The organism is Pseudomonas sp. NY15437, assembly GCF_048068435.1.
Classification (GTDB): Bacteria; Pseudomonadota; Gammaproteobacteria; order Pseudomonadales; family Pseudomonadaceae; genus Pseudomonas; species Pseudomonas nitroreducens_B.
Genome location: NZ_JBLUQC010000005.1, coordinates 229,114 through 243,934 on the forward strand (window position 1 = coordinate 229,114; position 14,821 = coordinate 243,934).

Genomic DNA, 14,821 nt, shown 5'->3' on the forward strand with positions numbered 1-14,821 from the left:
GGGCGCGGCGGACAGCGGAGGCCAGGGCACGCGGCTGAACTCCATCGACGAGAGCAAACAGCGGGGTGGTCATCGGGTCGGTGCGCTTCATAGATTTTCTTGTTCCTGGTTGTTCTGCAGAAGGCTGACGGTGGCTTGCCAGTTGGCGCCGCGAGCCTGTTCTTCACGCTTGAGCAACTGCTGGGCGGCACTGCGGTCGGCCGGCTGGATCTGCGGTTCGATCTGCGCCATCAGGTCACTGGCGGTGGGCACCTGCTGGCGCTGCGCGAGCTCACCGAAGACGTAGGCGTTGACCAGGTTCGGGCGGATGCCGCGACCCTGGGAGTAGAGCTGGGCGAGGGCCATGTCGGCGCTGGCCTGGCCGGCGCGCGCGGCGATCAGCAGGTGGTCCACGGCCTTCTGCGGGTAGACCTGGCCGAGGAAGCCGCGGCGGTAGATCTGGCCCAGGTAGTAGTGCGCCTGGGGCTCGGTGGCGGCGGCCTTGAGCAGGTGCTGCTCGGCCTTCTGCGGTTCCTGCGGGGCCCACTTGCCGTCGTAGTAGAGGCGCCCGAGCAGCAGTTCCGCGCGGGGTTGGGCGGCGTCCTGGGCCTTCTTCAGGTACTCCAGCATCTGGTCCAGGTCGCCCAGGTCGGGGTTGTCGTACTGCAGCTTGGCGAGGCTGACCCAGGCGGCCGGGTAGGTCGGTGCGATCTCGTTGAGCAACGCCTGGGCGGCCTGCGGGTCGGCGGTGCCGATGTTCGGGTCGGCCAGCACGCCGGCTACCGACTCGACGCGCTCGGACGGCACGCGGCCTGCCTTCCAGCCGGCCTTGAGCGCCTCGAGGTGGGCCTTCTGCTTATCCGCGTTGCCCTGCTTCTGGTACACGGTGGCCAGTTCCATCCAGCACACGTCCATGCGGTTCAGCCAGCGCTGGCAGACCTGCTCGACCTCGCCCAGGTGCTGGTCGTAGGTGCCCTGGGTGCGGTACAGGATGATCTGCGCCAGGTCTGCCTGGGGCAGGCCCTGGGCGCGCCACTGGTCGATGCGCTGCTGCGGGTTCACGTTCGGCCACGCCTGCGGGTATTGCAGGTAGAGGACGATCAGCGGGACCAGCGCGCTGTCCTCGCCTTCGTTGAAGGCGCGGGTCAGCAGTTGCTCGGCTTCGCGGTGCTCGGCGTCGGTGCCGCCGGGCTTGGCCGCCAGCCACTTGCCCAGGCGAGCGCGGGCGCGCGGCGAACTCTCGGCGGCCTCGCGGTAGAGCTTCTCGGCGCGGGCCTGCTCGTCGGGGTCGCCGGTGGCGGCCTGCATGTCGGCCAGTCCAACCTGTGCGTCGGCGTAACCCATGGTGGCCAGGGCCTGGAAGTTGGCCTGGGCCGTGGCCATGTCGCCACGCTCCAGGGCTTCCTGGGCCAGGCGCTGGTCGGGCAGGCCGGCGCATCCGGCGGCTGCGCCGATGGCCAGCGCCAAGGCTAGGTGAGGGGCAAGTCGTGAGACAGGTCGATTCATGCGGGCGGTCCTCTTAGCGGGCGGTGGCCAGGGCCATCGCCTTGTTCAGCAGGGTGCGGCCCGGCAGGCCGCCGATGCTGACTTCAGTCGGGCGACCGGCCATCTGGCTGTCGAGCGGCTGGTCGGGGGTGATCTGCACGCGGATTTCCGAGGACAGGTCGCCGTCCACCGGTGCGGTGCGCTGGATGCGACCGCCGCGCACTTCGCTGTCGCCGGCCACCTGGAAGTTCACGTGGGTGCCGGGGGACAGTTCGGCGGCGTTGCGGTACGGGAAGCGCGCTTCGATGGTGGCGGTGCTGTCGCGCGGGGTCAGGGTGAAGATCACGTCGCCCTTGTTGGCGAACTGGCCGTTGGCGACGCGCTGCTCGACCACGCGGCAGTCGCAGGGGCTGGTGAGGGTGCCCTTCATCTGGTGGCCGAAGAGCTTCTCGATGTTGCTCGGGTTGAGCTGTTCTTCGGTCAGGTTGCCCTTGAGCAGGTCCAGCAGGTTGGCGGAGAAGGAGGCGATCGGCGCGCCCTTGGCGACTTCCGCGCCCGGCTCCACCAGGCTCTCCACGGTGCCTTCGCGGGGCATGGTGATCTGCTGGTTGGCCACGCTGACCACGCCCGAATCGGCATGGGTGACGAAGTACAGGTTGTAGATCTGGTTGAGGATCACCGCGAAGGCGCCGACGCCGACGACGAAGATCGCGGTGCTCACGGTGACTGCGCGGAAGCGGCCGAAGAAGCCCATGCCGCCGGAGCCGGCGCCGTGCTTGCGGGCCTTGGTGAAGTTCTCGCGCTGCAGGGTGTTGAGCATGTCGCCGACGCTGACCACTTCGCCGGCCAGGTAGGAGGTGATCAGGTAGCGCAGGGCGGCGATCTCGCGCGGCTTCAGGTGCTGGAATTCGCAGCCCACGCGGGCGCTTTCGCGGTCATAGGAACGCACCTGGAATTCCACCTCCAGGGAGAAGCTGATGCTGTCGATCTGGAACAGCAGCTTGCCCTTGTGCAGGTCGCCGACCTGCACCGGAGTGTTGTGCGCGGCAGCGAACGCGAAGCCACCGGCGGACAGGTCCAGCAGGCGGGCGTCGACGCCCTCGCGGTGGGAACCGATGAAGCGGATACGGGCGGGCAGCTTGACCCGGGCGTGCTGGCGCTGGGCTTCGGATTCGTGCACGACATTGACGTTGACGGCGGTATTCATGAGGTCGAGTCCTGTTCGTAGCTAAAAAGGAGGTCAGACGATGGTCAGCAGTACGGCGACGAAAATACTGGCCGCGGAGAAGGTCATGGCTCGCGAGGACCAGGTGTTGAACCAGCGCTGGAAGCTGGCCAGTCCGCGGTCGAGCTTGGTGTTCTGGCGGGTCCACGACTGCTGGTCGAGGCGGAAGAACACGTAGATCTTCACCAGGGCACCGACGATCTGGTTGTAATAAAGAATGGCGGGGTAGGCGGGCCCGATGTGGTGGCCCGACAGCGACAGCAGCAGGGTCAGCACGAAGCGGGTGATGCCGATCCACAGCAGGTAGATGAGCAGGAAGGCGATGCTGTACTTGATGCTGGCGATGATCGCGGCCACCAGGCCCAGCAGGCAGGTCCACATCGACAGGCGCTGGTCGAACAGCACCACGCTGGTGAACCAGCCCAGGCGTTGCGGGCCCAGGGCCAGGGCGCGGGAGTTCTGCCGCAGGTTGTTGCCGTACCAGCGGAACATCAGCTTGCGGCTGGCCTTGATGAAGCTCTTCTCCGGCGGGTGCTCGACCGTGTTGATCGCCGCGTCCGGCACGTAGAAGGTGTCGTAGCCCAGGCGCATCAGGCTGTACCAGCTGGACTTGTCGTCACCGGTGAGGAACTGGAAGCGGCCCAGGCGCCAGTGGTCCAGGTGGTCGCTTTCCACGTCGGTGATGAAGTCCGGGTCGGTGACGACCGCGGCGCGGAACACCGACATGCGCCCGGTCATGGTCAGCACGCGCTTGGACAGGGCCATGGAGCACATGTTGATGTGGCGCTGGGCGAAGCGCAGCTTGTGCCACTCGCTCATCACGTAGCTGCCCTGCACTTCGCAGAACTCGTTGGTGGTCAGGCCACCGACGTTGGGGAAGAGCTTGAACCACGGCACGGTCTTCTTCACAACGCCCGGTTCCAGCACGGTGTCGCCGTCGATCACCGCCACCACCGCGTCTTCGTCCGGCAGGTGACGGGAGATGGCACGGAAGCCGTGGGCCAGGCCGTCGCGCTTGCCGGTGCCGGGGATGCGCACGAAGTCGAGCGTCACGTGGTCCGGCGGGTTGAGCTTCTGCCACTGCTGCTTGATCAGCACCTCGTCGGACATCTCGACGATGGAGCACACCACGGTGGTGGGATAGCCGCAGGCAATGGCTTCTTCGATGACCGAGCGATACACCATGGAGGTGGTCAGCGCGTCGATGCGGAAACTGGTGACCATCAGGAACACGTGCGACGGGTCGGCCGCCTCGCCCAGCTTGCGAACCTTGCGGCGGTAGTGCGGGTAGACCACGTAGAGGAACAGCATGCCGCGCAGGAAGTGCAGGCCGCCCATGGAATAGCGCCAGATGCCGACTGCGCCGATCAGCAGCAGGAAGTCCTTGGATTCGGCGTTGAATACGGTCGGCGGCACGAGCAGCGCCAGCAGCATCAGCAGGCTGAGGAAGACCAGCCAGCCGGTGGCTTCACCGATCACTCGTTTGTAGGTTTCCATCGTCGAAATCCGTCTGTCGCTTCTGGGGAAGTGGAGCCCTTGTAGGAGCGAGCTTGCTCGCGAACCCGCTTGGCACGGTGGTGCGGCGGGAGAGCGTTCGCGAGCAAGCTCGCTCCTACGAAGAGCGGCGCGTTACCAGCAGATGCCTTCGGCGCGGTCATCCGTAACGCTGGGCATGAAGCCGATCAGGTCGACGACCTTCTTGCCCTCGGGCGCCTGCTTCACCACGTCGACGAACAGCTCGTCGCCGTTGCCCAGCACCAGGACGTCGGAGGACTTCACGACGGCGTCCAGGTCCGAGACCAGCAGCGAGGAGACGTGCGGGATCTTCGATTCGATGTACTCCTTGTTCGCGCCATGGACGCGGGCGTACTCGACGTTGCGGTCGAAGATCTGCAGCTCATAGCCCTTGCCGATGAGCATCTCGGCCAGTTCCACCAGCGGGCTTTCACGCAGGTCGTCGGTGCCGGACTTGAACGACAGGCCGAGCAGGCCGACCTTGCGGCTGCCGTGGGCGGCGATGATGTCGAAGGCCTTCTGCACCTGGTGCTGGTTGCTGCGCATGATCGAGCCGAGCATCGGGTGTTCGATGTCCAACTGGCTGGCGCGGTAGGTGAGGGCGCGCACGTCCTTGGGCAGGCAGGAGCCGCCGAAGGCGAAGCCGGGCTTCATGTAGTAGCGCGACAGGTTCAGCTTGCGGTCCTGGCAGATCACGTCCATCACCTCGCGGCCATCGACGCCGACGGCCTTGGCGATGTTGCCGATCTCGTTGGCGAAGGTGACCTTGGCGGCGTGCCAGACGTTGCAGGTGTACTTGATCATCTCGGCGACTTCGATCGACTTGCGGATGATCGGCGCGTCCAGTTCGCGGTAGATCTCTTCCAGCAGGTCGCCGGTCTGGGCGTCCAGCTCACCGATGACGGTCATGGGCGGGAAGTCGTAGTCCTTGATCGCGGTGGATTCGCGCAGGAACTCCGGGTTGGTGCCCACGCCGAAGTCGGCGCCGGCCTTCTTGCCCGAGCAGTCCTCGATGATCGGGATCACCACGTTGTTCACGGTGCCCGGCAGCACGGTGCTGCGCACGACCACGGTGTGGCGTTCCTTCTTCTCGCGGATGGCGTAGCCGATTTCGCGGCAGACCGACTCGATGTAGCCCAGGTCGAGATCGCCGTTCTTCTTGCTCGGGGTGCCGACACAGATGAACGACACGTCGGTGTCCAGTACGGCCTTCTTGAAGTCGGTGGTGCCCGACAGGCGACCGGTACGGATGCCCTGCTCCAGCAGCGGCTCCAGACCCGGCTCGACGATAGGCGACTTCCCGTTGTTGATCAGATCGATCTTGGTGGTGGACACGTCCACCCCAACGACTTCATGGCCTCGTGCGGACAGGCAGCCGGCACATACTGCGCCAACATACCCAAGACCAAAGATGCTGATACGCATCGCATTCACCTCTTCAATGGTCGAACTGTTTAAAGTTGCCCTCTCGGGCGCTTTTTAAAGGTTGCAAGAACCCCCGGAGTTCACTGTTGAAGTGAATTCCGTACTTCCTTCCAGGCAGGCATGGGAATCGAGTGCTAAACTTTCGAGCACAGTCTTGGAGCAAACTAAGAATGTTTGCCCTGTTATGTTTCAAGCGGATTGCAAAGTTGGTGCATTCTCCGCCTGGCGTGCTCCAGTCTGGTTAGATGATTGCCTCGTCATCTGAAAAGTTCAGTTATTTCATGGGGTTGTAGTTCTGGTTAAGGAATGGCAAGAGCCAATCGGAATAACCTTGGAACTAAAACTTCCACCTTCCATCGTGGCACTGTTGCGTGACCATCGATGGTCGTTGCGCAAATAGGATTTATCCGAAAGTCGGTTAGTTCCTTCCGCCCATCTCGTCTCTGAAATTATTTGAAATATCCATTTGATATCACCTGATGCTGCACTGGTGGCAAAACCTCGGGCGTTTTGCGTAATGCAAAGTGCAAGGTCAGGGAAAGTTCCATTGAATTTTTCGTTAAAAACGACCGGCTATCGTCGTCAACACATTCGTTCAGCTCCCGTTCAGCTTTCTCTCTTGCAAAGTGCAATCGTGAAATGCATGTCATGGCCAAATGCTGGTAATGGCGAATGGATTACAAGGCGGGTAGCGAATCAGGACGATTTCCATCCTTAGGACTGGTCCGGACCCCCGAAAAAATTTTTCACGATTAATCCTGAAGCAGACGAACGGTCATTTTGCCCCTTTTCGCCATAGGGTTTTTAAGGGGTGTTTTGGACATAAAACGTACAATTTCGCCCCCTCTCGATGTGCGCTTGTATGGTCAATGGCTTACAGGCCAGTTGGAATCAGCGGCCTTTCCCGGACGAAACAGAAGCGAATCGGGTGCCCCCTTTAGACGCAATGGGCTTTCTCTGAGTCTGTGCGGGGAGAGGGCATGCCCCAGCGCGACAGTTCAGGTACGAGCGCGCCATGCCCGCGATCCGTCGGCAACGCCGGCGCATGCCTCAGCGCGGTGCGGCAAGGCAGTGCGGCTTTCGTAGGAGCGAGCTTGCTCGCGAACCGCAGGGCACGGCATTCACGGTGCGGGCCGACCCCTTCTCAGGAACGCACCGGGCACTCCTGCCGTTTTTTCAGCCGAAGAAACGAAAACGGGAGCCTCGAGGCTCCCGTTTGGTGCAGCGGGTGGGGCGATCAGTCGTCGGCGTGGTCGCGCAGGAACACCAGCTGATCGGCCTTGGAGTGCTCGGCGCTGTAGGCGTAGCCGGCGTAGTTGAAGTCCTTCAGCCCTTCCGGATTGGTCAGGCGCTCCTTGATCACATAGCGGGCCATCATCCCGCGGGCCTTCTTGGCGTAGAAGCTGATGATCTTGTACTGGCCGTTCTTCAGGTCCTTGAACTCGGTATCGATCACCCGCGCGTTGAGGGCCTTGCGCTTCACCGCGCCGAAGTATTCGTTGGAGGCCAGGTTCAGCAGCACGTCATCGCCCTGTTCGGCCAGGGACTCGTTCAGCCAGCCGCTGATGCGCTCGCCCCAGAAGGCGTAGAGGTCCTTGCCGCGGGCGTTGGCCAGCTTGGTGCCCATTTCCAGGCGGTACGGCTGCATCAGATCCAGCGGGCGCAGCACGCCATAGAGGCCGGAGAGCATGCGCAGGTGGCGCTGGGCGAAGTCGAAGTCGTCCTCGCTGAAATCCTCGGCCTGCATGCCGGTGTAGACATCACCCTTGAAGGCCAGCAGCGCCTGTTTGGCGTTGGCGGGAGTGAACTGCGGGTGCCAGCTGCCGAAGCGCGCCGCGTTGAGCCCGGCCAGCTTGTCCGACAGGTGCATCAGCTCGGCGATCTGCGCCGGAGTCAGTTCACGCAGGATGCCGATCAATTCCTGGGCATCGTCCAGGTGCTCGGGCGGGGTGAAGCGCTGCGTCACCGGCGCGGTGTCGTAGTCCAGGGTCTTGGCGGGGGAAATCACCATCAGCATCGTGCGGTCTCCTACAAGCGCGCTCCTGCAATCGAGGCGCCATTGTAAGGAGTTGCGGGTGCAGGCTCCACCTATGGGAGCGATTAGCCTTGGCGAAGCCGCGCGACTCGCAGCGCTCCGGCTGCTTATGGAGGCGGCAAGAAGACCGCGCAGCGCAGGCTTTGCCGGCAGCGGCACGGAGGAGGGTAAAAGGCTGATCCGCCGGGGAAGTGGCGAGGTTTTGCGACAGGTGGGACCCCTAAAACTAGCGCTGTCCGAGGCCCTCGCCAAGGTATTTCGTCGTACGAAGAAAAAAACATCCTTGAGAAGGAAAAAGACTTTTTATCGTCATGTTTTTTCCTGTATTTGTTGAGTCGTAGACCGCCGAACCCTGCAGACAGGTGGCGGCCCCGGCCCGGCCCGTCCCCTTCTTGCAGTGCTCTTGAGCCCACGTCTTGAGAGCCGGTGGCTCACCGCACGGCGGAGCGCTGTAAAGGCATTCCGTCGAACGCTCCCACAAGAGGTGACCCGCGTATGGATGACCACGGACGCTCCCGCCCCACCCAGCCCACCCTGTACGTCCTCGACACCAACGTCCTGATCCACGATCCCAACGCCTTGCTGAACTTCCAGGAGCACCACGTCGCGATCCCGATGACGGTGCTGGAAGAACTGGACAAGCTCAAGACCGGAAAGCACACCGTGGCCGCGGAATGCCGCCAGGCGATTCGCCTCATCGATTCGGTACTGGGCGAGGCCTCGCCCGAGCAGGTGGAGGATGGCGTGCCCATCCAGCGCGGCAAGAGCGGGCCGTGCGGCAGCCTGTCGATCCTCATGAGCAAGCGCGCCGAGCCGATCACCTGGCTGCCCGAACACCTCAACGACAACAAGATCATCAACCAGCTGGTGGAGCTGAAGAGTCGCCATAGCAGCAAGCGGGTGGTACTGGTCACCAAGGACATCAACATGCGCCTGAAGGCGCGTGCCTGTGGGGTATTCGCCGAGGACTACCACACCGACCAGCTGGTCGATGACATCGCCCTCCTGTCGCGGGGCTACCACTCGCTCAACGGATCGTTCTGGGACCGCGTCAGCAAGGTGGAAACCCGCCAGGACCGCGGGCGCACCTGGCATCGCGTGCAACTCACCGACAACCTGCCGGCCGTGCACATCAACGAGTTCATCGTCGACGAGCAGGGCTTCGTCGGCTGGATCAAGGGCATCGACCAGGACGAGCTGACCATCCTCGACCTGCACCAGGAACCGCTGCTGCACCAGGAAGCCTGGGGCCTGCGCCCGCGCGACGTGTACCAGTCGCTGGCGCTGTATGCACTGCTCGATCCGGATATCCACCTGGTCAACCTGTCCGGCGCGGCGGGCTCGGGCAAGACCATCCTGGCCCTGGCTGCCGCCATCGAGCAGACCATGGTCACCAAGCGCTACAAGCGCATCATCGCCACCCGCAGCGTGCAGGGCCTGGACGAGGACATCGGCTTCCTGCCCGGCACCGAGGCGGAGAAGATGGAGCCCTGGCTCGGCGCCATCACCGATAACCTCGAAGCGCTGCATTCGGACGATGAGTGCACCCATGGCAGCGTCGACTACATCCTCAGCAAGGTACCGCTGCAGTTCAAATCACTGAACTACATCCGCGGGCGCAGCTTCCAGCAGAGCCTGATCCTGATCGACGAATGCCAGAACCTCACCCCGCACCAGATGAAGACCATCATCACCCGCGCGGGCAATGGTTCGAAGGTGGTCTGCCTGGGCAACCTGGCACAGATCGATACCCCCTACCTGTCGGCCACCAGCTCCGGCCTGACCTACCTCACCGAACGCTTCAAGGACTTCCCCCACGGCGTGCACGTGACCCTGCAAGGGGTACCGCGCTCGGTGCTGGCGGAGTTCGCCGAAGCGCACATGTAAGCAGAACCGGGCAACCGGCTTCTTCCAATCCCACCTCTACTCCGGACAACCCCCTCTCCCTTCAGGGAGAGGGCTGGGGAGAGGGTGGCGGGCTTCGGTTGTATCCCGGTTTTCGAGCTAGCTCCGTTTCCCCTCCCTAACCCTCCCCCTGAAGGGAGAGGGGACCGTTGGGTAGAACGGCCAAGCGATCCGTTAGCCGGATGCACCGGAGTCGCGAGCAAGCTCGCTCCTACGAAAAGCCAGCCAGCAGCACCGATGTCCACCGCGGACGCAGAACCTGTAGGAGCGAGCTTGCTCGCGAACCCGCCCAGACGCAGCCCCCCACTCGTACCTCTTCTTGTATACAATCCTCTCCCCAACGCGCCGCTTGCCGGTCCGCCGGCCGCGCCCCCGGGGAGTACACTGTTCCCCTGATCCACCGGAGAATTTCCAGCCGTGCTGACCCATCTCGATTCCCAGGGCCGCGCCAACATGGTCGATGTCACCGAGAAAGCCGTGACGTCCCGTGAGGCCGTGGCCGAAGCCCGGGTGCGCATGCTCCCGGCCACCCTGCAGCTGATCCAGGACGGCGGCCACCCCAAGGGCGACGTGTTCGCCGTGGCGCGCATCGCCGGCATCCAGGCGGCGAAGAAGACCCATGAACTGATCCCGCTGTGCCACCCGCTGCTACTCACCAGCGTCAAGGTTGAGCTGGCCGCCGAGGGTGAGGACACCGTGCACATCGTCGCCCGCTGCAAGCTGGCCGGGCAGACCGGCGTGGAAATGGAAGCGCTGACCGCCGCCAGCGTCGCCGCGCTGACCATCTACGACATGTGCAAGGCCGTGGATCGCGGCATGACCATCGAAGGCGTGCGCCTGCTGGAGAAGCTCGGCGGCAAGAGCGGCCACTACGTTGCGACAGAGAGCGTCGCAGGAGACACCCCATGATCCGCGTGCAGTACTTCGCGCGCTACCGCGAAGCCCTCGGCCTGGACGGCGAACAGCTGAACTGGAACGAGTCCCTGGCCAGCCTCGACGACCTGCGGCGCCTGTTGCTGCAGCGCGGCGGTGTGTGGGACGTGTTGGCCGAGCAGAACCTGATGTGCGCGCGTAACCAGGAGCTGTGTGCCCTGGACGAGCCCCTCGCCGACGGCGACGAGGTGGCGTTCTTCCCCACCGTGACCGGAGGCTGAGGCCATGGCGATCCGCGTCCAGCCGGCGCCGTTCGATCCGGGTGCCGAGCTCAATGCGATGCACGCCGCCAATGTCGGCGTCGGCGCCGTGGTCGGCTTCGTCGGCTACGTGCGGGATTTCAACGAGGGCCGCGAAGTGGGCGGCATGTTCCTCGAGCACTACGCCGGCATGACTGAAAAGGCGCTGCAGAAGATCGAGGCCGAGGCCCACCAGCGCTGGCCATTGCTGCGCCTGGAAATCCTCCACCGCATCGGCCGCCTGGAGCCGGGCGAGCCCATCGTCTTCGTCGGTGCCGCCAGCGCGCACCGCCAGGCGGCGTTCGACGCCTGCAACTTCGTCATGGACTACCTGAAGACCCGCGCGCCGTTCTGGAAGAAGGAAGACACCAGCGACGGTCCGCGCTGGGTCGAGGGCCGCTGCAGCGACCAGGCCGCCGCCGAGCGCTGGAAGCGCTGAGCCAGGCGCAATCTCGACGCTTGTCTATGCTCAGGGGCGATGCCAGGGAGGTGTCGTTGCTCTGCGCCAAGGACGCGTTCCTCGCCACGTTGTACATCTCCCGGCTCCGCCGCCGTGCCTGCCTTGGCCGCGCGGCGAATCGCAAGCCGAGGAGATTTCCATGACCAAGCCCAACTTTGCGCTCAAGACCCTCGCTGCCGCCCTGCTGGCCGGCGGCTTCTGCCAGGGCGCGCTGGCCTGCACCACCATCATCGCCGGGCGCAACGCCACCGCCGACGGCTCCGTGCTGGTCGCGCGGCTGGAGGACTACACCTACAACAACCACGCCAAGCGCTTCGTCGTGGTGCCGGCGCAGACCTACAAGGACGGCGACACGCTCAGCTTCGACAACGGCGTCAGCGTCCCCGCGCCCAAGGCCGGGATGCGCTACACCGCCATGCGTGACTGGAACGGCGACCAGCGCGGCGCGCTCGGCCCGTGGAGCGAGTTCGGCGCCAACGAGGCCGGGGTGATCCTCTCCGCCACCAACAGCACCGAGCCCAATGACAAGGCGGCCAAGGCCGACCCGCTGGTGGCCGACGAGGGCGGCGTGATCGAGGCCATCCTGCCGGACCTGATCCTGCCCCAGGCGAAGACCGCCCGCGAAGGCGTGGAACTGCTGGGCAAGTACGTGGAGACCCTCGGCGCCGGGGAAACCAACGGCATCCAGATCGCCGACGACAAGGAGGCCTGGCTGTTCGAGATCGGCTCCGGGCACCACTGGATCGCCGTGCGCGTGCCGGACGACGGCTATGTGGTGATGGCCAACGGCATGCGCGTGCACGACGCCGACCTCAACGACAAGGCCAATGTGCTGAGCAGCGCCGGTATCGCCGAGTTCGCCCAGAAGCACCAGTTGCTGGACAAGGTCGACCCGGCGAAATTCAACTTCGCCAAGGCCTTCGGCATCGTCGGCGACGCCTACAACGTCGACCGCGAATGGCTGGTGCAGAGCAAGCTGGAGCCGGGCCGCAAACAGGACATCCGCCAGCAGCAGTATCCCTTCTATACCAAGCCGGAGAAGCCCATCAGCGTCGAGCAGGTAGCGGCCATCCTGCGCATCGACAACTACGCCGGCACCCCGCTGGACGGCAAGAAGCCCGCCGGTGACCAGAAGCAGCGGCCGATCGCCATGGAGCGCAACGTCGAGGCGCACATCCTGCAGGTCCGCCCGCAGATGCCCAAGGGCTTGCAGGTGCTGTCCTGGCAATCCCTGGGCAACGTGCGCGACGGCCTGCTGCTGCCCTACTACCTGGAAAGCCTGCGCAGCACGCCGCGGGTGTTCCAGCAGGGCAGCGACGATTTCGACGAGCACTCCGCCTGGTGGACCTTCCGCAGCCTCACGTCCCTGGCCCACGCCAATGACAAGCAGTACATGCCACTGCTGCACGGCTGGCGTGACCGCCTGGAAGGCAGCCTGCGCGCCGCGCAGCCAGCCCAGGACGAGATGCTCAAGGCTCTGGCGCAGAAGGATGGTGAAGTGGCCCGCGCCGCCGCCGAACGTTTCAGCAACGGCACCGCGCTCTGGGCCCTGGACCAGGCTGGCGTGCTGCGCGCCAACATCCTCACCGACCTGACCAAGTCCACGGAGCAGAACTACAGCGCCGAGGAACTGGAGAAGATCAAGCACCTGTAGCGCGCTGACGGGCGGTACTGCCCCGCACGCGCCGGGGCAGTACCTCCTCGGAGGAATGGGCGCTGGAGGGGAAGCGGTGCAGGCTGGCGCCAGCCCTTTTGCTCCGCATCGGAGAGCCCTCTCATGAGCCATCTCAGCACCCCGGAATTCCAGCCGCTGGAGATCGCTGTCCTCACCGTCAGCGATACCCGCAGCCTGCACAACGATACCTCCGGCCAGGCCCTGGTGACCGCGCTGCAACGCGCCGGTCACGCTCTCGCCGAACGCCAACTGGTGATCGACGACATCTACCAGATCCGCGCCGTGATCTCGGCCTGGATCGCCGACCCCAAGGTCCAGGTCGGACTGATCACCGGTGGCACCGGCTTCACCGCCCGCGACAACACTCCGCAGGCGGTCGCTCCCTTGCTGGAGCGCACCGTGGACGGTTTCGGCGAGTTGTTCCGGCAGATTTCCCGCGAGGAAATCGGCACCTCCACCATCCAGTCCCGCGCCATCGCCGGCATCACCAACGGCACGCTGGTCTGCTGCCTGCCCGGCTCCACCGGCGCCTGTCTGACGGCCTGGGAAAAGATCCTCCTGGCGCAGCTCGACAGCCGCACCAGGCCCTGCAATTTCGTCCCCCATCTCAAGCGCCTGCCCGAGCGCCCGGTGCTGGCCTGCGGTACCCGCTCATGAGCGGCTGCGGCTGTTCCAGCAGCGGCCTGCGCCCGGTGGACGAGGCCATCGCCGCGCTGATGGCCTTCGTTCCCAAGGCGCCGCCGAGCGTGCGCGTCGACCTGGAAGATGCCCTGGGCCTTGTTCTCGCCGAGGACGTGCAGTCGCCCATCGACCTGCCGCTGTGGGACAACAGCGCGATGGACGGGTACGCCCTGCGCAGCGCGGATAGCGGGCGGCTGAAGATCACCGGCTGCGTTGCCGCCGGTGATGCCGCTGACGTCGAACTCAGGCCCGGCGAGGCTGTGCGCATCTTTACCGGCGCGCCGTTGCCGCCGGGAGCCGATAGCGTGGTCGCCCAGGAAGACTGCGATGCCGAGGGCGACTGGCTGCAGGCGCCCGCGGTCGCCCCTGGCAACCACGTGCGTCGACGCGGTGAAGAACTGTGCGTTGGCGATGCCTTGCTCAGCGCCGGGCAGAAGCTGCGTGCCCAGGACCTTGGCCTGCTGGCCAGTGTGGGCCTGGACCGCGTCAGCGTGCACCGCCCACTGCGGGTCTGCCTGCTGAGCAGCGGCGATGAGCTGCGCGAGCCCGGCGAGCCGCTGGCGCCGGGGCAGATCTACAACGCCAACCGCTTCAGCATCGGTGCGCTGCTACGCGGCTGGGGCATGGAGGTGCACGACTACGGCGTGCTCGCCGATACCCTGGCGGCCAGCCGCGATGCGCTGAGCCTCGCCGCCTCCGAATGGGATGTGCTGATCACCAGCGGCGGGGTGTCGGTGGGCGAGCGCGATTACCTCAAGCAGGCGATCCGCGAGCTGGGCGAGCTGCACCTGTGGAAGCTGAAGATGCAGCCAGGCAAGCCGCTGGCGTTCGGCAGCATCGCCGGCAAGCCGTGGATCGGCCTGCCGGGCAACCCGGCCGCCGCGCTGGTCACCGCCCTGGTGGTGGCGCGGCCGTTCCTCTGGCGTGCCCAGGGGCGCCGCTGGGCCGAGACGCTGCCGATCACCTTGCCGGCGGGGTTCGACTGGCCCGCGGCCAACTCGCGACGCCAGTACCTGCGCGCGCGCCTGGAGCTGGACAGCAGCGGCGTCGCGCGCGTCCGCCTGCATCCGCAGCAGGGCTCGGCCATGCTGCGCGCGGCGAGCTGGGCCGATGGCCTGGCGGTGGTGGAGGCCGGGCGCACGCTGTGCGCGGGGGAGCTGCTGCCCTTCCTGTCGTTCAGCGAACTCGGCGCCTGAGGCGCAGACCGGAACCGCTCCCGGTAGGATGACGTGGAGCGAAGCGATACCCATCGATAACCGCGTCC

At 65.2% G+C, this 14,821-nt stretch carries 12 protein-coding genes; 7 read left to right on the top strand and 5 right to left on the bottom strand.

The window, feature by feature from the left end:
- Nucleotides 1-87: 87 nt before the first annotated feature.
- The 5 genes from algK to yaaA form a co-directional block, all read right to left on the bottom strand.
- Nucleotides 88-1,485: an alginate biosynthesis TPR repeat lipoprotein AlgK gene (algK, locus tag ACNFIA_RS14340; RefSeq protein WP_259757098.1), complete on the bottom strand. Its 1,398-nt coding sequence runs from the start codon at nucleotides 1,483-1,485 to the stop codon at nucleotides 88-90.
- 13 nt (nucleotides 1,486-1,498) lie between these two features.
- Entirely contained in the window at nucleotides 1,499-2,671 is a 1,173-nt protein-coding gene (locus ACNFIA_RS14345) for an alginate biosynthesis protein Alg44 (protein ID WP_416785821.1), read from the bottom strand.
- A 33-nt stretch (nucleotides 2,672-2,704) separates the two neighbouring features.
- Complete coding sequence (gene alg8 / locus ACNFIA_RS14350; RefSeq protein ID WP_416785824.1) at nucleotides 2,705-4,186, bottom strand: mannuronan synthase; 1,482 nt, start codon at nucleotides 4,184-4,186, stop codon at nucleotides 2,705-2,707.
- A 132-nt stretch (nucleotides 4,187-4,318) separates the two neighbouring features.
- Nucleotides 4,319-5,629 (bottom strand): GDP-mannose 6-dehydrogenase, encoded by a 1,311-nt coding sequence (gene algD / locus ACNFIA_RS14355; RefSeq protein WP_259757093.1) that lies wholly within the window; start codon nucleotides 5,627-5,629, stop codon nucleotides 4,319-4,321.
- 1,237 nt (nucleotides 5,630-6,866) lie between these two features.
- Nucleotides 6,867-7,646, bottom strand: coding sequence for a peroxide stress protein YaaA (yaaA, locus tag ACNFIA_RS14360; protein WP_416785827.1), 780 nt, complete (start codon nucleotides 7,644-7,646; stop codon nucleotides 6,867-6,869).
- Nucleotides 7,647-8,159: 513 nt separating this feature from the next.
- Between yaaA and ACNFIA_RS14365 the strand changes: the two genes are divergently transcribed.
- The 7 genes from ACNFIA_RS14365 to glp all read left to right on the top strand — a co-directional run bounded on the left by ACNFIA_RS14365 (nucleotide 8,160) and on the right by glp (nucleotide 14,753).
- Nucleotides 8,160-9,551 (top strand): PhoH family protein, encoded by a 1,392-nt coding sequence (locus ACNFIA_RS14365; protein WP_259757090.1) that lies wholly within the window; start codon nucleotides 8,160-8,162, stop codon nucleotides 9,549-9,551.
- 435 nt (nucleotides 9,552-9,986) lie between these two features.
- Nucleotides 9,987-10,478 carry a cyclic pyranopterin monophosphate synthase MoaC gene (gene moaC / locus ACNFIA_RS14370; protein WP_416785830.1) on the top strand — a complete coding sequence of 164 codons (492 nt, stop codon included), beginning with the start codon at nucleotides 9,987-9,989 and terminating at the stop codon, nucleotides 10,476-10,478.
- Nucleotides 10,475-10,723, top strand: coding sequence for a MoaD/ThiS family protein (locus tag ACNFIA_RS14375; protein WP_416785833.1), 249 nt, complete (start codon nucleotides 10,475-10,477; stop codon nucleotides 10,721-10,723). Before moaC ends, ACNFIA_RS14375 begins: the two co-directional genes overlap by 4 nt.
- Nucleotides 10,724-10,727: 4 nt before the next feature.
- The gene (gene moaE, locus ACNFIA_RS14380; protein WP_416785835.1) at nucleotides 10,728-11,180 is read left to right on the top strand and encodes a molybdopterin synthase catalytic subunit MoaE; all 453 of its coding nucleotides are present in this window, start codon (nucleotides 10,728-10,730) and stop codon (nucleotides 11,178-11,180) included.
- A 160-nt stretch (nucleotides 11,181-11,340) separates the two neighbouring features.
- Entirely contained in the window at nucleotides 11,341-12,855 is a 1,515-nt protein-coding gene (locus ACNFIA_RS14385) for a C69 family dipeptidase (RefSeq protein ID WP_416785838.1), read from the top strand.
- Nucleotides 12,856-12,978: 123 nt separating this feature from the next.
- Nucleotides 12,979-13,533 carry a molybdenum cofactor biosynthesis protein B gene (gene moaB, locus ACNFIA_RS14390; RefSeq protein WP_416785841.1) on the top strand — a complete coding sequence of 185 codons (555 nt, stop codon included), beginning with the start codon at nucleotides 12,979-12,981 and terminating at the stop codon, nucleotides 13,531-13,533.
- On the top strand, nucleotides 13,530-14,753 hold the full coding sequence (gene glp, locus ACNFIA_RS14395) for a gephyrin-like molybdotransferase Glp (protein WP_416785844.1): 1,224 nt from the start codon (nucleotides 13,530-13,532) through the stop codon (nucleotides 14,751-14,753). Before moaB ends, glp begins: the two co-directional genes overlap by 4 nt.
- Nucleotides 14,754-14,821: the final 68 nt, after the last annotated feature.

Excerpts from the sequence above, each read along its gene's own strand:
- moaB (WP_416785841.1), top strand. The coding sequence starts at position 12,979 with ATGAGCCATCTCAGCACCCCGGAATTCCAGCCGCTGGAGATCGCTGTC.
- ACNFIA_RS14375 (WP_416785833.1), top strand. The coding sequence starts at position 10,475 with ATGATCCGCGTGCAGTACTTCGCGCGCTACCGCGAAGCCCTCGGCCTG.
- moaE (WP_416785835.1), top strand. The coding sequence starts at position 10,728 with ATGGCGATCCGCGTCCAGCCGGCGCCGTTCGATCCGGGTGCCGAGCTC.
- yaaA (WP_416785827.1), bottom strand. The coding sequence starts at position 7,646 with ATGCTGATGGTGATTTCCCCCGCCAAGACCCTGGACTACGACACCGCG.
- ACNFIA_RS14385 (WP_416785838.1), top strand. The coding sequence starts at position 11,341 with ATGACCAAGCCCAACTTTGCGCTCAAGACCCTCGCTGCCGCCCTGCTG.
- ACNFIA_RS14345 (WP_416785821.1), bottom strand. The coding sequence starts at position 2,671 with ATGAATACCGCCGTCAACGTCAATGTCGTGCACGAATCCGAAGCCCAG.
- algD (WP_259757093.1), bottom strand. The coding sequence starts at position 5,629 with ATGCGTATCAGCATCTTTGGTCTTGGGTATGTTGGCGCAGTATGTGCC.
- alg8 (WP_416785824.1), bottom strand. The coding sequence starts at position 4,186 with ATGGAAACCTACAAACGAGTGATCGGTGAAGCCACCGGCTGGCTGGTC.
- algK (WP_259757098.1), bottom strand. The coding sequence starts at position 1,485 with ATGAATCGACCTGTCTCACGACTTGCCCCTCACCTAGCCTTGGCGCTG.
- glp (WP_416785844.1), top strand. The coding sequence starts at position 13,530 with ATGAGCGGCTGCGGCTGTTCCAGCAGCGGCCTGCGCCCGGTGGACGAG.
- ACNFIA_RS14365 (WP_259757090.1), top strand. The coding sequence starts at position 8,160 with ATGGATGACCACGGACGCTCCCGCCCCACCCAGCCCACCCTGTACGTC.